Origin of the sequence: Gluconobacter cadivus, assembly GCF_015244745.1 — a bacterium.
Lineage (GTDB): Bacteria > Pseudomonadota > Alphaproteobacteria > Acetobacterales > Acetobacteraceae > Gluconobacter > Gluconobacter cadivus.
In genome coordinates this window covers 300,300-321,511 of sequence record NZ_JABCQI010000002.1, presented here as the reverse complement: position 1 = coordinate 321,511, position 21,212 = coordinate 300,300, and the positions used below count along the sequence as shown (strand labels likewise).

General features: G+C 61.0%; 17 protein-coding genes. 8 read left to right on the top strand and 9 right to left on the bottom strand.

Annotated features, from left to right (window positions below; genetic code table 11):
- Positions 1-54: 54 nt before the first annotated feature.
- Positions 55-2,151, top strand: coding sequence for a protein-disulfide reductase DsbD family protein (locus HKD28_RS04365; RefSeq protein ID WP_235993291.1), 2,097 nt, complete (start codon positions 55-57; stop codon positions 2,149-2,151).
- Between the two features lie 30 nt (positions 2,152-2,181).
- On the opposite strand, the gene HKD28_RS04360 is transcribed toward HKD28_RS04365, so the two are convergent.
- From HKD28_RS04360 to HKD28_RS04350, 3 genes are all read right to left on the bottom strand, one after another.
- On the bottom strand, positions 2,182-2,712 hold the full coding sequence (locus HKD28_RS04360) for a cupin domain-containing protein (protein ID WP_235993290.1): 531 nt from the start codon (positions 2,710-2,712) through the stop codon (positions 2,182-2,184).
- A 101-nt stretch (positions 2,713-2,813) separates the two neighbouring features.
- On the bottom strand, positions 2,814-5,171 hold the full coding sequence (locus HKD28_RS04355) for a TonB-dependent receptor (RefSeq protein WP_194267131.1): 2,358 nt from the start codon (positions 5,169-5,171) through the stop codon (positions 2,814-2,816).
- Positions 5,172-5,364: 193 nt separating this feature from the next.
- On the bottom strand, positions 5,365-6,288 hold the full coding sequence (locus tag HKD28_RS04350; protein ID WP_194267128.1) for a LysR family transcriptional regulator: 924 nt from the start codon (positions 6,286-6,288) through the stop codon (positions 5,365-5,367).
- Between the two features lie 174 nt (positions 6,289-6,462).
- Between HKD28_RS04350 and HKD28_RS04345 the strand changes: the two genes are divergently transcribed.
- From HKD28_RS04345 to HKD28_RS04325, 5 genes are read left to right on the top strand one after another with little or no spacing between them, the layout of a single operon-like run.
- Positions 6,463-7,923, top strand: coding sequence for a SidA/IucD/PvdA family monooxygenase (locus tag HKD28_RS04345; protein WP_194267126.1), 1,461 nt, complete (start codon positions 6,463-6,465; stop codon positions 7,921-7,923).
- Between the two features lie 14 nt (positions 7,924-7,937).
- Complete coding sequence (gene puuE / locus HKD28_RS04340) at positions 7,938-8,837, top strand: allantoinase PuuE (RefSeq protein WP_194267122.1); 900 nt, start codon at positions 7,938-7,940, stop codon at positions 8,835-8,837.
- Positions 8,834-9,358: a 2-oxo-4-hydroxy-4-carboxy-5-ureidoimidazoline decarboxylase gene (gene uraD / locus HKD28_RS04335; protein WP_194267119.1), complete on the top strand. Its 525-nt coding sequence runs from the start codon at positions 8,834-8,836 to the stop codon at positions 9,356-9,358. Before puuE ends, uraD begins: the two co-directional genes overlap by 4 nt.
- Entirely contained in the window at positions 9,355-9,687 is a 333-nt protein-coding gene (uraH, locus tag HKD28_RS04330; protein ID WP_086649290.1) for a hydroxyisourate hydrolase, read from the top strand. The genes uraD and uraH overlap by 4 nt, the downstream gene beginning before the upstream one ends.
- 9 nt (positions 9,688-9,696) lie before the next feature.
- Positions 9,697-11,100: a nucleobase:cation symporter-2 family protein gene (locus HKD28_RS04325; protein WP_194267116.1), complete on the top strand. Its 1,404-nt coding sequence runs from the start codon at positions 9,697-9,699 to the stop codon at positions 11,098-11,100.
- 120 nt (positions 11,101-11,220) lie between these two features.
- Here HKD28_RS04325 and HKD28_RS04320 read toward each other — a convergent pair whose 3' ends face one another.
- From HKD28_RS04320 to HKD28_RS04305, 4 genes are all read right to left on the bottom strand, one after another.
- Positions 11,221-12,198, bottom strand: a complete 978-nt coding sequence (locus tag HKD28_RS04320; protein ID WP_194267113.1) for a DUF3034 family protein — start codon at positions 12,196-12,198, stop codon at positions 11,221-11,223.
- A 178-nt stretch (positions 12,199-12,376) separates the two neighbouring features.
- Positions 12,377-13,717, bottom strand: coding sequence for a guanine deaminase (gene guaD / locus HKD28_RS04315; RefSeq protein ID WP_194267110.1), 1,341 nt, complete (start codon positions 13,715-13,717; stop codon positions 12,377-12,379).
- Positions 13,718-13,727: 10 nt separating this feature from the next.
- Complete coding sequence (locus HKD28_RS04310; protein WP_194267107.1) at positions 13,728-14,957, bottom strand: DUF6056 family protein; 1,230 nt, start codon at positions 14,955-14,957, stop codon at positions 13,728-13,730.
- A complete protein-coding gene (locus tag HKD28_RS04305; RefSeq protein ID WP_194267104.1) occupies positions 14,941-15,426 on the bottom strand; it encodes a hypothetical protein in 486 nt (161 codons plus the stop codon). The genes HKD28_RS04310 and HKD28_RS04305 overlap by 17 nt, the downstream gene beginning before the upstream one ends.
- Positions 15,427-15,593: 167 nt before the next feature.
- Here HKD28_RS04305 and trhO point away from each other — a divergent pair, with 167 nt between their 5' ends.
- Positions 15,594-16,535 carry an oxygen-dependent tRNA uridine(34) hydroxylase TrhO gene (gene trhO, locus HKD28_RS04300; protein WP_194267103.1) on the top strand — a complete coding sequence of 314 codons (942 nt, stop codon included), beginning with the start codon at positions 15,594-15,596 and terminating at the stop codon, positions 16,533-16,535.
- A 45-nt stretch (positions 16,536-16,580) separates the two neighbouring features.
- On the opposite strand, the gene HKD28_RS04295 is transcribed toward trhO, so the two are convergent.
- Positions 16,581-17,231 (bottom strand): TrmH family RNA methyltransferase, encoded by a 651-nt coding sequence (locus HKD28_RS04295; protein ID WP_211586757.1) that lies wholly within the window; start codon positions 17,229-17,231, stop codon positions 16,581-16,583.
- Positions 17,232-17,382: 151 nt separating this feature from the next.
- Complete coding sequence (uvrA, locus tag HKD28_RS04290) at positions 17,383-20,427, bottom strand: excinuclease ABC subunit UvrA (protein ID WP_194267100.1); 3,045 nt, start codon at positions 20,425-20,427, stop codon at positions 17,383-17,385.
- 132 nt (positions 20,428-20,559) lie between these two features.
- Here uvrA and ssb point away from each other — a divergent pair, with 132 nt between their 5' ends.
- Positions 20,560-21,144, top strand: a complete 585-nt coding sequence (gene ssb, locus HKD28_RS04285; RefSeq protein WP_194261122.1) for a single-stranded DNA-binding protein — start codon at positions 20,560-20,562, stop codon at positions 21,142-21,144.
- Positions 21,145-21,212: the final 68 nt, after the last annotated feature.

The following is a 21,212-nucleotide window of genomic DNA, read 5'->3' as shown; positions in this document are numbered from 1 at the left end:
GAGGGCTGTTTTCTGAAAACGTGGAATGAGCCTGTCTTGCATCGAATGTTCAGCATGTCGGCCCTGCTCTTGGCAGGGGTTCTGGGTCTGGGTTCCGTGTCCGCACGGGCGGCGGAAAGTGCGCCGGTTGCGTCTGCGAACGACACCGCGACGTTGGTCACGGATCGCGATGCGGTCGGGCCGGACCAGCATCTTCGGGTTGGGCTGCGGCTTCAGCTCAAGCCGGGCTGGCACACCTACTGGATTAATCCGGGTGATGCCGGAGACACGCCGACGCTGGATGTGACGGCTGATGGCGGGGCGACGGGCAAGGGCGGCCCGATCCACTGGCCAGTGCCCGTGCGGATCAGCGAGGGCGGCCTCATGTCCTACGCTTATATCAATGAGGTGACGCTGCCGGAGGATCTGGTTCTCAAAGGTTCCGGTGGGACGACGCTTCATGCTCATGCGGAATGGCTTGTCTGCGCGCAGGTCTGCATTCCCGAGAGCGGTGATTTCACGCTGACGCTTCCGGCTTCCACGGCCGATGTGCCGGAAGGCGGCGCGCAGGCGGATCTGTTCCGCAAGGCTGAGGCTGCCACGCCGGTGGCATCGCCGTTTGCGGCCAGCGTGTCGGGCGATGGTGTGTTGACGCTCTCAGGCAAGGGGCTGTCTGCGGCATCCGTGTCGCAGGCGTGGTTCCTGCCGCAGGATGGGGGCGTGATCGATCAGGTGGCGGAACAGAAGCTGCATGTTTCGGACGGCCAGTTGACGCTTGGATTGAAATTCCTGAAATCCGCGCATCGGGACAAGCCGCTTGTGGGCGTGGTCGTGCTCAAGGATGCGGCAGGGCAGGAAAGCCCGTTGCAGATCGAGGCGCGCCCGGTCGGTGGGGCGTCTGCTGCGGCTCCTGTGCAGGCGGATGCGGCACCGGCTTCGGATGTGCCAACCGGGGCTGGTTGGCTGCGGGTTCTGCTGTTTGCTTTTGTGGGCGGGCTGATTCTGAACCTGATGCCGTGCGTGTTTCCGGTTCTGGCGATGAAGGCGCTGTCTCTGGCGAAAATGGGCGGTGCCGGACGGCGCGCGCAGCTTCAGAGCGCGCTGTTCTATACGCTGGGCGTGACCGGGGCTTTTGCGGCGCTGGGCATTGTCATGATCGGGCTGCGTCTGGCCGGGTCTGCGGCAGGATGGGGTTTTCAGTTCCAGTCGCCGGGATTTGTGGTCGGCGTGTGCTGGCTATTGTTCCTGATGGGGCTAAACCTGCTCGGCGTGTTTGAGGTCAGCGCCGGGCGTCTGGGGCAGGTTCAGACAGGCGGCGGCCGGAGCGGGGACATGATGACGGGCCTGCTGGCGGTTATTGTGGCGACACCCTGCACGGCGCCGTTCATGGGGGTCGCCATTGCTGGGGCTCTGGGTGGGCCGCCGGTGATGGGCGTTCTGGTGTTCCTGTCGATGGGGCTGGGGCTGGCCTTTCCGTATATTCTTGTGGCCGGGGTTCCGGGTGTGGCGTCGCGGATGCCGAAGCCGGGGGCCTGGATGGGAATACTCAAGCAGGTTCTGGCGTTTCCGCTATTTGCGACCTGTGTATGGCTGCTTTGGGTGGCGGCAATTCAGCGGGGCGTGACGTTTGTGGCGCTGACGGCTGGGGGCATTGTGCTTCTGGGCTTTGCGGGCTGGATTTATGGTGTTGGGCAGCGTCGGTCCATGCTGGAAGGCGGCCGTGGGACAGTGGCGTTCTGCCGGATCGTGGCCGTGCTGTGTGTTGTGGTGTGTGGGGGCGCGCTGGCGCAGGGGCTGCGGGCCGCGCCGGTTCCTGTGGTTGTGGGTGCATCGGATTCCGGGATTGAGCCGTTTTCGGAAGCGCGTCTGGCCGAGCTTCGGGCGCAGGGCAAGCCGGTGTTCATCGACATGACGGCGTCATGGTGCATCACCTGCATGGTCAATGAACGTGTGGCGCTGGATGTGCCGTCCGTTCAGCAGGCGTTCCGGGACCGGAAGATCGTGTTCCTTAAGGGCGATTGGACGAACCGTAATGCGGCGATCGGTGCGTTCCTCAAGGCGCATGGGCGCGACGGTGTGCCGTTCTATATCTATTATGCACCGCATCAGGATGGCGTTGTATTGCCGCAGATCCTGACGCCGGGCATCGTGCTCTCGACAATCGGGAAATGACGTCGCGATATTCGGGCCGTCTGAAAGGCTTTAGCGGCCCGTATTGCGCGGGTCGTCCTGCGGATTGACGTAGGCCATGCTGAACGGGCCCGTTCCCGAAACCTGAAGGACGGCGCCCTGACGTCCGGCCTTGATGGCGTGTGGGACGTTGACCGGCAGATGGACGAAGCCGCCCGGGCCGAGCGCGCGCTGCTGTGTTGTGTCGATGTTCTGCCCCACGAAATGCTGGATGTTGCCGCTGATGACCGTCAGCATTTCGTCCAGATTATGGGTGTGGGGCGGGATGAATGATCCGGCTGGCATCATGACGCGCAGGGTGAAGGGACCGGGTTTTGTGGTGTCGCCTGTCAGGATGGCGATTTTCGTTCCGTGCGGGAACATGGCGGGCGCGGGCTGCCATGCCACGGCATCCGAACCCTGAATGATCGTAACGCCAGAGTTGTCCTGCGCGGGTTCGGTCGGGATCGGGGCAGCCTGTGCTGCCGAGAATAATGCGAGCGCTGTGCCGAAAAGTAGGGCTGAGCTGGCGGACTGTTTTCTGGAAATCATGCCGAAGGGCATTGGGGGGTCTCCTCCGTTCCACAGGGATGTGGGGCCGTGTTGCGGGAACGCAGCGGAGGAGACGTGGTTTTGGGACGAGGCGCGTGCCCCGTCCCTTCCGGTCAGAAGGCGGTGGAGATCGTTCCGGTCATGGAAAAGCGTGGGGAAACCATGAAAGAGTTTCCGTAGCCGGTATAGGGCGCCAGATTGCCGCTATGGACCGTGCTTGGGTCCTTGGCGCTATAGACCGCGCCCATGGCGCCGGTGCGGACGATGGAGCCGGTGAGGTTGGTGAAGTTCAGGCGGAAGGTCGGGGACTGCGCGAACATGAAGGGCTTGAAGTGATAGCCCATCGAAAGTGTGTCGGTGACGTAGCCCGGAATGCGCTGGTCGCCTGCAATGCTGACGGATTGCGGGCCGGTATAGTGGACGGTGCCGTTCGCGAAGAAGCCTTTATAGGTGTAGGTGAGGCCGAAATTCGCGATGACATGCGGGGCCATGACGGCCTGCGTGCCCTTGGAATGCAGCATCGTGTTCAGATACGGATCGAAGACGTTGCTGTCCTGTGAGGCATGCAGATATTCGACGGAGGCGTAAGGACTGAAGCCGTGGATCGGGCGCCCGGCGATCATGACGTCAAAGCCGCGCATCTGCTGGCTGCCGATATTGAACGGCTTGTAGCTGTTCATGCCGACATACTGGTCCACGATGCGGTTGGTGAGGTTGTAGTTGAAGAACGCGACATCGGCGACGATGTAATCGTCGTGGTAGCGATAGCCGAGTTCTTCCTTGATGGAATACTGGTTCTTGGGGATGGCGACGCTGGTGTAGAGCCAGCCGAGATCGACCGCGCTGGGCTGACGGTAGTCGCCTTCCACGTTTAGGTAGACCTGATGGTGATTGTTGATGCGGTAGCCGATTGAAAGCTGCGGCAGCGGGGCCGTGCGGTTGGCTTCCTGACGGCCGTAATAGTCCTTGTTCCAGATGTTCGTCATGACGAACTTGAACCCGGCATCCACCGTCAGGTGATCGTTGAAATACTTGGCGGTGTCATGCACGAACAGGGACTGGATTTCGTAACCGGCCGTCTGTTTGTCGCCAGCGGAAATCTGGTACGCGGCCCAGTTGGGGCTTGGCGCGTTGCCGTCCGCCATCTGGTAGCTGCTGGGATAGGACTGGATCGTCTGGGTGTTTTCATACCAGTAGCCGACCGAGAACGTGTTGTGCCGGTCGATTTCCCAGTTGAGTTTCGTGATCGTTCCGACCGAACGGTATTCGTTTTGCAGGAAGTAGTTCGTCAGGCCGCGCGTAACGCCTGCGGCATCGGTCGTCGTGCCGCCCGGAGAGGCGTCCCAGCCCTGCCCGAAGCTGAAATAGGGATGGATGTCGAACGACAGGTGCGAGGGGAGCACGATATGAACCGGGGCCGAGATGAAAATCTGGTTCCAGTGGTCGTTGTTGTTGCCCCAGTAGTTGTTGCTCTTGCGATCGTCCGTCCGGCCATAGCCCTGTCCGGTGTGTTTGTAGCGGAAGAACTGGTCGGAGGTGGGGTAGTTGTCGATGACGAAGTCGGCGGAGTTCCAGGACAGGAAGAACTTGGCGTTGGAGCCGTTATGCCAGTCTTTCTGGAGGCCGAAATCGATGTGTTTGCGCTGGTTGGTGCCAGCACCCATCCAGGAGCGGGCATGGGTGTTGGAGAACGAGAAATAACCGCGCACGCCGCTATGACCGATTTCGCCGGATTCGAGGCGCAGGAACTCGCGCGACAGGTTGTTGGTGCCGTAGGAAAAGTCGATCAGGCCGCCGCGTTTTTGCGACGGGGTGCGTGTTTCCTCGTTCATGACGCCACCGGCGGCGGACATGACGGGAAGATCCGTGGCTGAGGAGCCGGGCGTGACGCTGACACTCTCGACGTTTTCGGAGTCGACATTCTCGCTCAGATATTTCGCCGCCGCTGCCGGAGCACCGTCCACCAGAAGGCCCATATCGAGATCCGTCAGGCCGCGGGACTGGATCTGCCCGCCTTGCATGCCCGACGAATCCGGCGTCGTAACGTTGAGGCTTGGCAGGTTCTGGATCAGGTCGAGCGCCGTGCTGGTCGGCGCGCGCATGTCGATGAATTCCTTGGTGACGGTCTGCACGGCATGGGGGGCGGTTTCGACGCGCATCATACCGCCGCCGCCGTTCAGCGCGCGGCGCGAGGACGTGACGGAAACCGTTTCGGCAGCAGACGCATCAAGCGCATGGGGTGCGCGCGGTGCAGCGGCTGTGCGCGACGGCGTCCGGGCTGTTTTTGGAGCGTTGCGGCTGGAGGTCTGGTGGCGGGGGGTGTGGTGTTTCGTTGGCTGCGCGGCGCGGGCTGGCGTTGCGAAGGCGGCAAGCACGCTGCCGGCGAGACAGGTTACGGCGAGCAGCTGACGTCTGTAGCCCAGTGAGCCGGAGCGTGATCCGGAGCTGCGGGACTGATGGTTGTCTTTCATGCTGCCGGGCTCCTGCGTCTGTCGCACCAAAAGGTTCACTTTGGAAACGGTATTTATTCGAAACGTGGATGTAAAACGGATGGCCTATCTCCATCAAAGATAAAATGAAGGCCGGGGCATTGCCGTTTTTAGGGTGGTGCAAAAATGTGACAGTCTATGTCTCCCGTATGACGCAGTTTTTCGGGGCGGGAAATCAGGTCGCGGGGTGGGGCTGTGTAGTGGGGGAGAGGAACTCTTTTTCGAGTTCGGAAATCACCAGTCGGGCGGCGCCGGACAGCTGCCGGGAGTGGTCCACGCACAGGGCGAGCGTCAGAGGGGCGAGGTCGTGGTTGGAAATTGGAATGAAAGCCAGTTCGCCGCGTGTGACCTCTTCCATGACGTCGAGTGCGCTGAGAATGCCGAGGCCGATGCCCTCGCGAACCAGAGACTTGATCATCTGGATATTGTCGGAGGAGGCAGCGGCGTGAATGTTGAGATTGCTTTCGATCTGTAGAATGTCGATCTGGCGGTGCAGGGCGAGCGGGGGCTCTGGCATAATCATGGGATAATTCATCGCCAGACTGAAACGGGCGCTTTTACGTTCGGCGACGGGATGGTTCGGCAGGCAGACGAAGCCGAGTGGAAAATCCTTGTGCGCGCGAACCAGAAGGCCGCGGGCGTGTGTCGGGTTGAGCAGCAGAGCGAGATCGACCGAACCGTCGATCAGGGTGTTCTGAATGCGGCTGTTGTCGAGGACATGGGTGCAGATGGTGATGCCGGGATGGGTCGTACGCATGGCGCGGAGCAGGCGCGGTAGAAAGCCACGGGTCAGGGCGTCGGGGACTGCGATATCCACCTGCCCACGGCGCAGGCCGCGCATATCTTCGATCTGGACGCACATATTGGTCAGGTCCCGTGACCACTGCTTGCCATGTGCATAAAGGAGTTCGCCCGTGGCGGTCAGGCGCAGGCCGGTGGGCAGGCGCTCGAACAGGGGCGTGCCGAGGGATTCCTCGCCCTGCAGGATCTGCCGGTCGATGGCGGAGGCGGCGATGCGCAGATGTTCGGAGGCGCGGCGGATGGAACCGTGCTGGGCGACGGCGAGGAAGTAGCGCAGGAAGCGTGAGAAGACAGGCATGGAAGAACTGCTCTCTTTTTGCGAACGGGAGGAGCGTTTTTATGGAGTATACGACCTTGAGGCGGTGTGAAACTATCCCGCCCGACAGGTGACCTGTCGTTTTTGATACGGAAAGACACTCCGGCGCCCTCCGGAGACTGCCCTGTCCGTGCCGGTTCTTTGGGGTTTGACCACATGACATCCACCGTTTCTCCTGTCGATGCTCCGGTTCTGGAGGCTTTGGCTGCGCTTTCGGAGCGTGTGCGGGAGGATCTGGCGAAAATCCGTTATGCGACGGGAAACTGGAGCCTGACGCAGGATCGTGACGGGGAAGCGGTTCTGGATGTGGCGATCATCGGCGCGGGGCAGGGGGGCATTACGTCATGCTTCGGTCTGCGGCGGCAGGGTGTGACCAATGTGCAGGTCTTTGAAAAAGCGGCGAAAGGCGGCGAAGGTCCGTGGGTGACGTTTGCGCGCATGATTACGCTGCGCACGCCCCGGCATGTCACGGGGCCGGATCTGGGTATTCCCAGCCTCACGCCGCAATCCTGGTTCGAGGCGCGTTACGGCGCGCAGGCGTGGGAGGATCTGGACAAGATTTCCCGCCATGACTGGCAGGCCTATCTGGACTGGGTGCGGCAGACGCTCGACATCCCGGTCGTGAACGATCAGGAACTGGTGCATGTCGGCTGGGACGAGGGGCTGCTGCGGCTGACATTCCGCAATGCGGCTGGTCAGGAAACGGTGCGTCTGGCGCGGCGGATGGTTCTGGCGACGGGCATTGACGGCGGCGGGACGTGGCATGTGCCGTCCTTCATTTCCGAGACACTGCCGAAGTCCGTTTATGCCCATACGCATGAAGACATTGATTTCGAAGCGCTGAAGGGCAAGCGGATCGGTGTCCTAGGGGCCGGAGCCTCCGCGTTCGATAATGCGGCGACGGCTCTGGAAAAGGGCGCGGGGCGGGTGGATCTGTGCCTGCGTCGGGCGAAAATCCCGGCCATCAATCCGTATCGCTGGATGGAAAATGCGGGCTTTCTGGCGCATTTCTCGGAATTGCCGGATCTGACGCGCTGGCGCTTCATGCGGCAGATCTACAGCCTGAACCAGCCGCCGCCGCAGGACACGTTCTGGCGCTGCCGCCGTCATGAGAACTTCGCTTTTCATCCCGGAACGCCCTGGACGGCGACGCGGATGGATGGCGACGAGATCGTGGTGACGACGCCGCAGGGCGAGATGCGCTTCGATTTCCTGATCATCGGGACGGGGTTCACGATCGACCTGTCGCAACGTCCGGAAACGCGGGATTTTGCGTCTTCGGTGATGCTGTGGCGCGATCATTTCACGCCACCTGCCGGGGAAGACAGTGCGCTTCTGGGGAGCCATCCGTATCTGGGTGCGCGGTTCCAGTTCCTGCCGAAAGACAAGGCCGATCCGAAGGCGCCGATGCTGGCGGCGATCTACAATTTCACGTTCGGGGCAATGCCGAGCATGGGGCTTTCTGGCGCCTCCATCAGCGGGATGCGTTTTGGTGTGGAGAAGCTGGCGCGGGGCATTGCGCGCGATCTGTTCGTCGAGGACGGCGACAGGCATCTGGCGAGCCTTCTGGCCTATGATACGGAAGAACTCGTCAGCCTCGATCCGCCGGTTCTTTGAGAAGGGAGACGCCCATGACGCAGGACAGCTACCCGCGGGACATGATCGGCTATGGCCGCACGCCGCCGGATCCGAAATGGCCGAATGGCGCGCGTATCGCCGTGCAGTTCGTCATCAATTACGAGGAAGGCGCGGAGAATTCGGTTCTGCATGGGGATGCGGGGTCCGAAGCGTTCCTGTCCGAAATGGTGGGCACGAAATCCATCATCGGCGCGCGCTGTGCGCAGATGGAGAGCCTGTACGAATATGGCAGCCGGGCCGGGTTCTGGCGTCTGCGGCGTCTGTTCGATGAAGCCGGGATGCCGGTGACGGTGTTTGGCGTGGCGACGGCACTGGCCCGTAATCCGGATGCGGTGGCGGCCATGAAGGAGAGCGGCTGGGAGATTGCGTCCCATGGTCTGCGCTGGATTGATTATCAGGATTTTCCCGAAGACGTGGAGCGGGCGCATATCCGCGAGGCGATTGCGCTGCATACCGAAGTGACGGGAGAGCGGCCGCTGGGCTGGTATCAGGGGCGCACGAGCCCGAACACGGCGCGTCTGATTGCGGAGGAAGGCGGGTTTGTTTACGACGCCGATTCCTATGCGGATGACCTGCCGTATTACGATCGGACCCATGGCCGGGCGCAGCTGATCGTACCCTATACGCTGGACGCGAATGACATGAAGTTCGCGGCACTGAACGGTTTTACGGAAGGCGAGCAGTTCTTCACCTATCTGCGCGATGCGTTTGACATGCTGTATCGCGAGGGCGGACGGATGATGTCGATCGGGCTGCATTGCCGTCTGGCGGGTAAGCCAGCGCGGGCGCTGGGGTTGCTGAAGTTTCTGGAGCATATTCAGAAGCGCGAAGGCGTGTGGGTGGCGACGCGGCTGGATATTGCGCGGCACTGGCAGTCTGTGCATCCGGTATGAAGATTTCAGACGTCAATGCACTATCGGCCGAGGCGTTTGTTGCCCGGTTCGGTGGGCTTTACGAACATTCGCCCTGGGTGGCGGAAGGGGCGTTGAAGGCGCGGCCTTTTGTGGATGGGGATGCGATGCTGTCCGCGTTTGCGCAGGTTGTGCGGTCTGCGGGCGTGGAGGCGCAGCTTGCGCTGGTGCGGGCGCATCCGGAGCTTGGGCACCGGGCGGGGATTGATCCGGATCTGACGGAACATTCCGCCTCGGAACAGGCGTCCGCCGGGCTGGATCGGCTGACGCCTGCGGAATATGAGCGGTTCCGGGGGCTGAATGACGCGTATCGCACGCAGTTTGCCGTGCCGTTCGTGATCTGCGTGCGCAAGGTCGCTGCACCCGGAAAAGCAGCGAAGACCGTGATTATGGATGAAATGGAGCGCCGTCTTTCTGGCACTCCCGAACAGGAACTGACCGAGGCGCTGGCGCAGATTGATGCGATTGCAGGGCTTCGTCTGAAAGATCTGGTGACGGCATGAGTTCTCTGTCCACGCATGTTCTCGATACGGTGTCTGGCAAGCCTGCCGCGGGTGTGAGCCTGCGTTTGTTGCAGGGGGATCGGGTGTTGTTCGAAGGCCAGACGAATGCAGATGGGCGTTGCCCGGAACTGCGGGATGTTGCAGTTTCGAAAGGGACGTATTGTCTGGAATTCCGGATTGGCGATTACTTCCGAAAAGGCGGCCAGGTTCTGTCTGATCCGCCGTTTCTGGATGTGGTGCCGATCGTGTTCGGGCTGGCGGCGGAGGCCCATGCGCATGTGCCCCTACTGGCGGCGCCGTTCGGATATTCCACCTATCGCGGAAGCTGAGGGCTTTTCATGACTGCCGAGAATGCCGCGATGACCGGTCTGCATCCCGTTGACGAGAAACTGCCGGTCTGGCGGCTTGGGGCCTACGGGTTGCAGCATGTGCTGGCGTTCTATTCGGCGGCGGTTATTGTGCCGATCCTTGTGGCGGGGGCGCTGCATCTGCCGCGCGAGACGCTGATCCATCTGATTGATGCGGATCTGTTCACCTGCGGGATTGCCTCGCTGCTTCAGGCAGTAGGGTTCGGGCCGGTCGGGGTTCGGCTGCCGCTGTTGCAGGGTGTGACGTTCACCGCCGTGGGGCCGATGATTGCCATTGGCTCTGCCGTGGGAGGCGGGACGCCGGGGCTGCTGTCCATTTATGGCTCGGTCATCGTGGCGGGATTCGTGACGTTGCTGATGGCGCGGCATTTCGCCGGGCTGGTGCGGTTTTTTCCGCCGGTCGTGACGGGGTCCATCATTCTCATCATCGGTTTGGCGCTGCTGCCGGTGGCGGCGAATGATATCGTCTCGGGGGCCAGTCCGTCCGTCATGCAGGATCATGTTCCGTTGCGGAGCATCTGGTACGGGTTGGGGACGCTGGCGTCCATTTTGGTGATCCAGCGGCTGTTTCGCGGATTTATCGCGACGATTGCCGTGCTGATCGGACTGGTTCTGGGAACGCTGGTGGCCTGGATACTGGGCGATGCGAATTTCGGAGAAGTGTCGTCCTCGCCGGTCCTGTCCATCACGCATCCGTTCTATTTCGGGATGCCGACATTTCATCCGGTCTCGATCCTGTCGATGGTGATCGTCATGACGATTTCCATGATCGAGACGATCGGCAACGTCTATGCGACGGGTGAAATCGTGGACAAGCCGATCACGTCCGAAGATATCGCCCGCACGCTTCGGGCCGATGGCATCGCGACCATGCTGGGCGGGGTGCTTAACTCGTTTCCCTATACGTGCTTTGCTGAAAATGTCGGGCTGGTGAGGATGACGGCGGTGAAGAGCCGCTGGGTTGTGGCGGCGGCGGCGGTCATCATGATGCTGCTGGGGTGTCTGCCGCGTCTGGGCGCGCTGGTGGCTGCGGTGCCGCTGCCGGTTCTGGGTGGTGCTGCGCTGGCAATGTTTGCGACCGTGGCGGTCGTGGGTGTGCAGACGCTGTCACGGGTGGATTTCAACCGGCAGAGCAATGTCATTATCGTGGGGACCAGTATTGGACTGAGTATGTTGGCGACGGCGCAGCCGCATATCTCCGATACGTTTCCGATGTGGGCGAAGATCGTCTTTGGAAGCGGGATTACGCTTGGATCGCTGTCGGCGATTTCGCTGCATCTGATTTTCAATGTGAAGCGGACGATTCACGAGGCAACGCATGCGACGGATGTGCCGCGTGAGTCTTTGATCGACGAGCGTATCCGGGAGGGGTGAGGGATCAGGGCTCTGCCCTGAAACCCGCCAAAGGCCGGAGGCCTCTGGACACCGATTCGTGTAATCAGGGTGCAGGGATCGAGATCCCTGCCGGGTCCGGGCAGAGCCCGGAACGCCTTGTCAGAACCCGGTCTGAGCGGAAAAATAAAAGCCCGTCTGGTTTTTAAACGTCGCGATCGTGCCAAGCGACACGTAAGCGAGCGTGATGTTCAGGTGCTTGTTGATGAAATAGCTGGTGTAGACGTCGAACCAGTTGCTTTCGTCGGTGAAGCGCTGGTTGCGGGGCTTGGTGCGGTATTCAACGCCAACAATGAGGCCGGGCAGAAAGGGCGGCAGATAGCCGAGAGAGCCTTCGAACTGCGCGTGGTAATTGTTGTCGAGGTCGCCGCCGAAGCCGATGATGCCCCACTGGTTGGCCTTGGTGAAGCGGACGGTGGTGTCGATCAGGATGCCAACTTTTGGAAATAGCTTGGTGACGGCGAGATAGGCGTCTGCGCCATCGGTGTGTTTTGAGCCGACCATGTGAATGATGCGGCTGTCGCTATCATGTTTGTACATGGCGCCGATGGCGACTTGTGGGATTAGGGTATTGTCGGCGACATGGCCGAAAAGGCGGACTTTCGCGCCTGCGACGTCGAGATCGAACTGGTAACCGTTGCCAATGCCGAGCTTGGCGCCTGTGGCGCGGGTCTGAAAGAAATTATGGGTGTAGGAAAGCTCAACGCGGTCGAAAAGACCGATTGAGGCGCCGACGTTCTGGTCCCAGTAATTGGTGACGTTCACGTAGCTGTAGTGAAAGGCCATGCCTGCGCTCTTGTCGCTGCCATAGCCGCTGATGGTGGCCCAGGTTGCGAGGCCGCCGCCGCTTGAGCCTTCAAGAGACGTCATGCCACCGGTGCCGATTGCGCGCTGTCCGTCAAAGAGGGTGCGGAACAGGGATTTGCTGTTGCCGTCATTGCCGAGGGTGACCTGCGGCGTCTCTGCTGTGCTGTCTGCGGCGTGGGCGGTGTGGTCTGGAAGAAGGGTGCTGAGGGACAGGACCGCAGTCAGGGACATCAGGGATCGGACGGCCTGTGCGGATGAGGAGAAGCGGTGCATGGGTCCTGCTTTTAGGTCGCGAGCCCGAGGGTGAGCCAGGAGTATTCTCGCAGGTTAAATACTGCTGTCAGTATGACTGTGGAAATACTGATAAATAATTAAGATGGCCGCGCGATTTTGAAAAAATTCAGTGTCAAAAGATGACATCGCTCCTTCTGTAATGTGTGGGCTTGTGGCGTCAGGTTGCGTTGCGCTGGTGGCGGAGTTCCCCGGCGACATAGGTGGCGGCGACGCTGCGGTCGTCGCCCAGCATGGTGAGGGCGAACAGGCGGTCGGCGAGGGTTTCGGCTGTCTGCGCGCGGATGCGGCCCAGAGGTGTGGCGGCGGGATCGAAGACGCAGAGATCGGCATAGAGGCCGGGCCGGATGCTGCCGATCCTGTCCTGAAGGCCGAGGGACTGTGCGCCTCCCGCCGTGGCGAGCCAGAGCCCCTGTGCGGGATGGAGTTTGGTCTGGAGGCCTTGTGCGACCTTGTAGGCGTCGGAGAGAACCTGAAGCAGCGACAGGGACGGCCCGGCGCCGATGTCGCTGCCGATGCCGACGCGCACGCGGCGTTCGGGTTTGAGGGCTTCAAAAAGCGGGAAAGATCCGCTGCCGAGGAACTGGTTTGAGCCGGGACAGTGCGCGATGGAGCAGCCGGTGTCGTGACAGCGCTGGAAATCGGCTTCTTCGGCATGGACGGCGTGGGCGAGGATGGCGCGGGGGCGCAGGAGACCGGCCTTGTCGTACACGTTCAGATAGGAGTTGCGATCGGGGAAAAGTTCGCGGACCCAGGCGATTTCGGAGCGGTTTTCGAGCAGATGCGTCTGCATGAACAGGTCGGGTTTCGTGGCGAGGAGGGCGCCTGCGAGATCGAGCTGTTCGGGGGTGCTGGTGGGCGCGAAGCGGGGCGTGACGGCGTAAAGCTGGCGTCCGCGATTGTGCCAGCGTGCGATGAGGTCCGCGGACTGGTCGTAGCCGCTCTGGGCGGTATCGCGCAGGTTTTCCGGGGCGTTACGGTCCATCAGGACCTTGCCTGCGATCATGCAGGTGTTGAGGCGTTCGGATTCCTCGAAGAAGGCGTCCACGGACTGGGGGTGGACGGTGCAGTACACGGCGGCCGTCGTGGTGCCGACGCGCAGGAGTTCGTTCAGGAACTGCCGCGCGACAGTGCGGGCATAAGTCAGATCCGCGTAGCGGGCTTCGGCGGGGAAAACATAGTGTTCCAGCCATTCCAGAAGCTGCTCGCCATAGGATGCGATGACCGGGAGCTGCGGGTAATGGACGTGCGTGTCGATCATGCCGGCGGAAATGAGCATGTCGGGGTAGTGGTCGATGGGTGTGCCTGTGGGGATTGTGTCGCGCAGACTGTCCCAGGGACCGGCAGCGGTGATGCGGCCGTTTTCGATCAGGATCAGGCCGTCGGACTCGTAATGCAGGGCGTCCATGGGATCGGTGGTGAAGGGATCGGCATGGAAGGTCAGGAAGGGGCCGCGAATGGCCTTTTGGGAAATGGTGTGGGGAGTGCTGCTCTCGGTCATGGGAAATCCTTTACCGCAGGAAACGCACCCGTGTCTGCGTCAGAAGGGTATGGATCAGGCCGCAGGTATAGAGGAGCAGCGTTAGGTCCAGCACGAGCAGGATGCGATGGCTGGAAGCGTAGATTGTGGGGGACAGGCCCGTCAGGAGCGTGATGATGAACCCTCCGGTCAGGAAGGACAGGAGAGTGGCGGCGTTTTTCAGGGACAGGGCGCACCACAGGATCGAGACGAACAGGCACAGCGTGAGGAAAAACGCGACATAGGTGTTGAGAGAGACCCAGTTCAGATCATAGAGGAACCGGTCGCAGCGCACGGCCCCGAGCAGCTGTGTGGGAAGCATGAGCAGGAGACCCAGTAGCATCACGCCCATGGCGGCCATATCCTGAAAGCCCTGGTTCCGTTTGACGAACGCCAGAAAGCAGAGGGACAGCACGAGGGCTGCGAGCAGGATGTGGTTGTCCGGGCTGATGCTGGTGCGGTGGATGCGGTCGAGGGCGAGGGAGAGTTTCTGAAGGGTGCTGTACTGGGGGAATTCCGGCAGCCAGTTGCCGATTTCCGCGACATAGCGTCGGCCGTTTCCGGGGGCGGCGAGGACGATCGCTGAGAGGATGGCGGCGAGCGTCAGGTAGAGGGCGCTGTAAAGAGAAACCGTTCGGCGGCCCAAGGCGGACAGGGCTGTGGACATGGCTGTGCAGAACAGTAGGAGCAGGGAGGACTGTTCGATCGAGCAGCCGATGGGCAGGGCTGCGAGCGACAGGAAACGCAGCATGTTTCCAGCCTCCTCCTGTCGCAGGAACACGCTGATCGAGAAAAAGGCGAAGGAGACCGGGAGCAGGTAATTGTAGAAGCCTGAGAGCCAGTAAACGGACTCCTCCGTGACCTCGTGCGGGAGGAGCAGGAAGAGCCCCATGACGAGCGGGATTCCGAAAGCGGGTTTCAGGGACGATCGCAGGGTGCAGGACCAGATGGCATAGGCCAGAAGAACCGTGCAGAACGGGATGAGGAGTTTCCAAAAGAGCGCATAGGGGATGGTTTCCGCCAGTGCGGCCTCGATGACGATCCGGCCGGACCATGTCATGTAACGCATGCGCAGGAAGGACAGCAGGCTCCGGTGATCGAGGGCATGGCGGAACATGTCGTTGTCGATGAAGATCGACCGGTTGATATGGGTGTCGATCCAGAAGGTCGCGATCAGAAGGAAGGCGATGAAGGCGCCGTTGCGCTTAAGTGCGGCAGACATGCGACATCCTGTAGAGCGTGTGTCCTGCAATGATGTTCAGGTGCACGTCTGGGGTTAGTCCCTCAGGGATGCGGGCGATGGCGGTGAAGCCGTACCGGTTGTGAAACGCATTGCCGTCCGTATGGGTGGCGTGTGCGATGTCAGGTCGCTCCTGAAGCCTGTAGGGAATGGACACTTCCTGCGCTCCGTCTCCGGCCGTGAGGACGAAAGACGCTTTGGGGCCGGGCCAGAGATCTGACAGAACCCAGCCGGAAACGGAGATGAATTTCGGGGTGATGTGACAGGTCTCCACGCGGGCTTTCAGGGAGGGATCGTCTGCGGAGGTGAAACTGTCCGGACTGAAGGCTCTGTGTGCCGTCCAGGCATGGCCGATGGCCAGCGTCAGAAGAAGTGAGAGGCTTATCCCGAGCACAAAGGCATGGGTCTTCAGAAGTATGAGGCTCTGATGCAGGGCATCGGGTATCTTCATCGGTCTGCTTTGGCCGTTCGGGAGATGTCCTGTCTGCCATCCGGGCAGCAGCCTGTCCATGCGGCCTTTCGGGCTGGTATCGAGGCTTTGGCCCTGATATTTCCGGGGCTGTCTTTTTCATCCGATCGCGGCTGTGTCTGCGGTCCCGGTCGCCGGATGCCTGCCTCATGTCCGATAGTCTCGAGCCGATCCGTATTGTCGCGCTGTATCATTTCACGCCGTTCGTGGACCCTGCCGCATTGCGCGGGCCGTTGCTGGAATTGTGCGAGCGTGAGGGGATAAGGGGAATCCTGCTTCTGGCGCGCGAAGGGATCAACGGCACAATTGCCGGGACGGATGAGGGCATCGAGCGCGTGATGGCGCATATTCGCGCACTTCCGGGCTGTGCGGATCTGGAAAGCAAGGACTCCCGTGCGCCTGAACTGCCGTTCCGCCGCATGAAGGTGCGGCTGAAGAAGGAAATCGTCACGATGGGCGAGCCGGATATCGATCCGCTTCAGGGCGTGGGGCGGTATGTGGCGCCGGAAGACTGGAATGCGCTGATTTCCGACCCCGATACGATCCTGATTGATACGCGCAACGATTATGAAGTGGCGATCGGCACGTTCAAAGGCGCGGAAGACCCGAAGACGAAATCCTTCCGTGAATTCCCGGAATGGTTTCGCAAACGGCGGCAGGAACTGGAAGCGGAAGGCCGTCTGCCGAAGATTGCCATGTTCTGCACGGGCGGTATCCGCTGCGAAAAATCAACGTCCTTTGCGCGGGCGGAGGGTGTGGACGAGGTCTATCATCTCAAGGGCGGTATTCTGAAATATCTGGAGACCGTGCCCGAGGAAGAGAGTCTGTGGGAAGGCGAGTGTTTCGTGTTCGACCAGCGTGTGTCGGTGAAGCATGGGCTGGAGATCGGGACGCATGATGTCTGCCATGCCTGTCGTCGCCCGCTAAATGCGCACGACAAGGCCTCGCCGCTGTTCGTGCAGGGTGTGTCGTGCCCGCATTGCCACAACGAGCGGACGGAAGAGCAGCGCCATCGTTATGCCGAGCGTGAGCGTCAGGAAGCGCTGGCTCAGGCGCGAAAGGTTGGGCATCTGGGTGTTCGGCAGAAGTAAGTGTGGCCGGGCGGGGAAGAGAAGATACTCTCGCTGAAAGGGCTCCTAACTTTCCTCGACGATCAAAGCGGGAGTAGGGTTTTTAAGATTTTCCCGAGAGGCGCGGAGCCTATTGTGGGATTGATATTGTCGACGTTGTTTTGTTATTTCATACAAAACAATTCCCGAACTTGTTCCCAGATTGAGACTTTCGATCATTCCAAACATGGGAATGGATACACATTGCCTGCTTCGTTGGGCGGCAATGTCGCTGATTCCTTTAGTTTCACTTCCGAACCAGACTGCCAGTTTGGCATGTTCGGTAAAATCGCCTTCGTCCAACAAAACATTGGACATGCCCTTTCGATGGGGTGACGTGACGATCGAGACGAAGTGGTTTTTTTCCAAATGTGCGAGGCACTCTTCTGTGCTGTCAAAGCGCTTTACGAATGTCCATTTGACGGCGGAAACTGATAGCTTCGAGAGTTTTGGTTCGGTACGCAATTCATTCCAGTCGTCCGAAAGAACTCCACGAGGGTCGATGACGTACACCTTTTCTGCGCCGAAAGCGTTCACGTTCCGGATGACGGTTCCAATATTTCGTGGGTTTTCCGGGTCTTCGATAACAACGATGAGGTTTTTGCACCGGAAGTCTCGTATCGCGTCCGCCCGTTTCCGGGCGGTTGGTTTGTCTGTCTGCTTGCGTTCGATCGTCACACTCAAGCCCTCCACCGTCCGGGCACCATACCTAGCGACGATGTTGGTTGCTGTCCAAAGTCGGGATCAGATGGGTGGCCTCTTCAGTGAGGAAAGGCCATGCATCATGATCTGTTGTCTTTTCAGCGTATTCTGAAAGACGTAATCGGGTTCAGGCTTTGGTTTTGTTGCGGGACCCGGCGGGGCGGCCTCTGGGCTTCTTTTCGGGAGTCTTTTCCGCTGCTTTTTCCTTAGCGGCTTTTGCCTTTCTCGCGGCTGTGCGCTCGGCTTTTGGCGGTGGTAGGCTGGCGGCGAGCATGGCTTGTGTGATTTTGGTGGTCGTGACTTTGCGCGGCTGTCTGGCGCCCGGTGCGTCCAGAAGCGGGGCGAGGAAGCGGCCGGTATGGCTGGCTTTGCACGCGGCGATGTCTTCTGGCGTTCCGGCTGCAACGACCTGACCGCCGCCGTCACCGCCCTCGGGGCCAATATCGATCAGCCAGTCGGCGGTTTTGATGACTTCCAGATTGTGTTCGATCACCAGCACCGTGTTGCCCTGATCGACGAGGGTGTGCAGCACTTCGAGCAGCTTGCGGACGTCTTCGGTGTGCAGCCCGGTTGTGGGCTCATCAAGGATATAGACCGTGCGGCCAGTGGCGCGCTTGGCCAGTTCCTTTGACAGTTTGACGCGCTGGGCCTCGCCGCCCGAGAGGGTGGTGGCCTGCTGGCCGAGGGCGACATAGCCCAGTCCGACCTGTTGCAGGATGGCGAGACGGTCGCGGATCTTCGGCGCGGCCTGAAAGAACGGCAGGGCCTCGTCCACGGTCATGGACAGGACGTCTGCGATGGATTTGCCGCGGAACTTCACTTCCAGCGTTTCGCGGTTGTAGCGCGCGCCCTTGCAGGTGTCGCAGGTCACGTACACGTCCGGCAGGAAGTGCATTTCAATCTTGAGAACACCGTCGCCCTGACAGGCTTCGCAGCGCCCGCCCTTCACGTTGAAGGAGAAGCGGCCCGGCTTGTAGCCGCGCGCCTTGGACTCGGGGAGTTCGGCGAACCAGTCGCGGATCGGGGCGAACAGGTCCGTATAGGTTGCGGGGTTGGAGCGTGGGGTGCGGCCGATCGGGGACTGGTCGATCTCGATGATTTTGTCGAGATTGTCCACGCCTTCCAAACGGTCATAGGGGAGCGGTGTCTGGCTCGATTTCATGAGCTGGCGGGACAGCGCCTTATACAGCGTGTCGATGACCAGCGTGGATTTGCCGCCACCCGAAACACCCGTGACGGCGATGAAGGTGCCGAGCGGGAAATCGACCGTCAGATCCTTGAGGTTGTTCCCGCGTGCGCCGTGCAGGGTGAGCATGCCGCTGGGCTTGCGGCGCTCGGTCGGAACGGGAATGACCTTGCGGCCTGACAGATAGGCGCCGGTGATGCTGTTGGGGTTTTTGGCGACTTCTGCGGGAGTGCCGACGGCGATAACCTGTCCGCCAAGCTTGCCCGCACCCGGGCCCATATCGATCAGATAATCTGCGGCGCGGATGGCGTCTTCGTCATGTTCGACGACGATGACGGTGTTGCCGAGGCGCTTAAGGCGTTCGAGCGTACCGAGCAGGCGTTCGTTGTCGCGCTGGTGCAGGCCGATGGAGGGTTCGTCCAACACATACAGTACGCCGGTCAGGCCCGAACCGATCTGCGACGCCAGACGGATGCGCTGGCTTTCGCCGCCGGACAGGGTTGCGGAGCCGCGCGACAGGGTGAGGTAATCCAGCCCGACATCGTCGAGGAAGTGCAGGCGATCCGTGATTTCACGCAGGATACGGCGGGCGATTTCGGCGCGCTGGGGCGTGAGGGTCGCTTCCACGCCGGAAAACCAGTCGAGCGCCTTGCGGATCGGCATGTCCGAGGCTTCGGCGATGTTGAGATCCTTGACCTTCACGCACAGGGCTTCGGGTTTGAGGCGTGCGCCGTGGCAGGCATGGCAGGGTTTTTCGGACTGGTAGCGCGACAGTTCTTCGCGGACCCACATGCTGTCAGTTTGGGCCATGCGGCGGCGCAGGTTCTTCAGCACGCCTTCGAACGGCTTGGTGACGATATGGACCTTCCCGCCATCGGTATAGGGAATGTCGATCGGCTCTTTCGAACCGTTGATGATGAGGTCACGCGTAGCGGGCTGGAGGTCGGACCAGGGCGTGTGCATATCATCGCCGCAATGGCGGGCGAGGGCGGCGAGCGTCTGGTCATACCAGTCCGTGCTCGCACCCTTCCAAGGGGCGATGGCGCCTTCGGCCAAGGTCAGGCTGTCATCCGGGACAATCAGGTTTTCGTCGAAATGGGTTTCAGTGCCGATGCCGTCACAGACCGGGCAGGCGCCCATCGGGGCGTTGAAGGAGAACAGGCGCGGCTCGATCTCCTCAATCGTGAAGCCGGAGACCGGGCAGGCGAAGCGCGACGAGAACACGACATGCGCCGGGGCTTCTTTCTCGCCTGCACGTTTGACTTCCTCGGCATAGGCCAGGCCGTCAGAGAGTTCGAGGGCGGTCTCGAAACTGTCGGCGAGGCGGGATTCGAGGCCTTCCTTGACGACGATCCGGTCCACGACGACTTCGACGGTATGGCGCGTCTTGCGGTTCAGTTCCGGGGCCTCGGCGATTTCGTAGAGTTCGCCGTCGATCTTCACGCGCGTGAAGCCTTTACGCGTCAGCTCGGCCAGTTCACGCTTGCAGTCGCCTTTGCGGTCCCGCACGACGGGGGCGAGCAGCATCAGGCGCATGCCGTCGGGCATCGCCATGATGCGGTCCACCATCTGGCTGACGGTCTGCGCTTCGATGGGAAGGCCGGTCGCGGGGGAATAGGGGATTCCCACGCGCGCCCAGAGCAGCCGCATGTAATCGTGAATTTCCGTGATCGTGCCGACAGTCGAGCGCGGGTTCTTGGACGTGGTTTTCTGCTCGATCGAGATGGCCGGGGAAAGACCCTCGATGGAATCCACGTCCGGCTTGCCCATCAGCTCAAGGAACTGGCGGGCATAGGCGGACAGGCTTTCCACATAGCGCCGTTGCCCCTCGGCATAGATCGTGTCGAAAGCCAGAGAGGATTTTCCGGAGCCTGAAAGGCCCGTGATGATCGTCAGGGAATCCCGCGGGATCGTGGCGTCGATATTCTTGAGATTATGGGCGCGGGCCCCACGGACACGGATCGAATGATTGTCTGGAAAGCTCACGGAGACCCCGGAATGTGGAGAAAAGGCAGTTGTGAGATCGAACGCGCTTGAATGGCGTTGGATTGTTCCCCATTAGATGGGAACTTACGCACGTATGAAAAGAACAATTCGAGAAAATTGGTTGGGACGGGAATGGCAGGCAGCGTCAACAAGGTGATTCTGGTCGGAAATCTGGGCAAGGATCCGGAAGTCCGCAACACGCAGTCGGGGTCTAAGATCGTCAACCTGACCGTTGCGACGTCGGACACCTGGAACGATCGTCAGTCCGGGGAGCGCAAGGAGCGCACCGAGTGGCATCGTGTGGTGATCTTCAACGAGCGGACGGCGGATGTGGCCGAGCGGTTCCTGCGCAAGGGGCGCAAGGTCTATATTGAAGGCGAGCTGCGTACACGGAAGTGGACCGATCAGTCCGGTCAGGAAAAATACACGACCGAAGTCGTGATTGACCGGTTCCGTGGCGATCTGGTGCTGATCGACAGCAATCGCAGCGGTGGCGGCGATGATGGCGGTTTTGACAATGGTGGCGGCTATGGCGGGGGCAATGGCGGCGGCTTCGGCGGTGGCAGCCGTGGTGGCTCTGCTGGTGGTTCGGGCGGCGGCTTTGGCGGCGGTTCGCGTGGGAATTCCGGCGGGGCTTCTGGCGGTCGTTCGGGTGGCGGCAATGGCGGCTGGGATGCTCCGCCGGACAATGATCTGGACGACGAAATCCCGTTCTGAGTTCAGAGCCGTCTAAGGTTTCTGAAGACTGAAAAACCCCGGAGCCTCAGGCCTCCGGGTTTTTTTTG

Excerpts from the sequence above, each read along its gene's own strand:
- HKD28_RS04365 (WP_235993291.1), top strand. The coding sequence starts at position 55 with ATGTCGGCCCTGCTCTTGGCAGGGGTTCTGGGTCTGGGTTCCGTGTCC.
- HKD28_RS04360 (WP_235993290.1), bottom strand. The coding sequence starts at position 2,712 with ATGCCCTTCGGCATGATTTCCAGAAAACAGTCCGCCAGCTCAGCCCTA.
- HKD28_RS04355 (WP_194267131.1), bottom strand. The coding sequence starts at position 5,171 with ATGAAAGACAACCATCAGTCCCGCAGCTCCGGATCACGCTCCGGCTCA.
- HKD28_RS04350 (WP_194267128.1), bottom strand. The coding sequence starts at position 6,288 with ATGCCTGTCTTCTCACGCTTCCTGCGCTACTTCCTCGCCGTCGCCCAG.
- HKD28_RS04345 (WP_194267126.1), top strand. The coding sequence starts at position 6,463 with ATGACATCCACCGTTTCTCCTGTCGATGCTCCGGTTCTGGAGGCTTTG.
- puuE (WP_194267122.1), top strand. The coding sequence starts at position 7,938 with ATGACGCAGGACAGCTACCCGCGGGACATGATCGGCTATGGCCGCACG.
- uraD (WP_194267119.1), top strand. The coding sequence starts at position 8,834 with ATGAAGATTTCAGACGTCAATGCACTATCGGCCGAGGCGTTTGTTGCC.
- uraH (WP_086649290.1), top strand. The coding sequence starts at position 9,355 with ATGAGTTCTCTGTCCACGCATGTTCTCGATACGGTGTCTGGCAAGCCT.
- HKD28_RS04325 (WP_194267116.1), top strand. The coding sequence starts at position 9,697 with ATGACTGCCGAGAATGCCGCGATGACCGGTCTGCATCCCGTTGACGAG.
- HKD28_RS04320 (WP_194267113.1), bottom strand. The coding sequence starts at position 12,198 with ATGCACCGCTTCTCCTCATCCGCACAGGCCGTCCGATCCCTGATGTCC.
- guaD (WP_194267110.1), bottom strand. The coding sequence starts at position 13,717 with ATGACCGAGAGCAGCACTCCCCACACCATTTCCCAAAAGGCCATTCGC.
- HKD28_RS04310 (WP_194267107.1), bottom strand. The coding sequence starts at position 14,957 with ATGTCTGCCGCACTTAAGCGCAACGGCGCCTTCATCGCCTTCCTTCTG.
- HKD28_RS04305 (WP_194267104.1), bottom strand. The coding sequence starts at position 15,426 with ATGAAGATACCCGATGCCCTGCATCAGAGCCTCATACTTCTGAAGACC.
- trhO (WP_194267103.1), top strand. The coding sequence starts at position 15,594 with ATGTCCGATAGTCTCGAGCCGATCCGTATTGTCGCGCTGTATCATTTC.
- ssb (WP_194261122.1), top strand. The coding sequence starts at position 20,560 with ATGGCAGGCAGCGTCAACAAGGTGATTCTGGTCGGAAATCTGGGCAAG.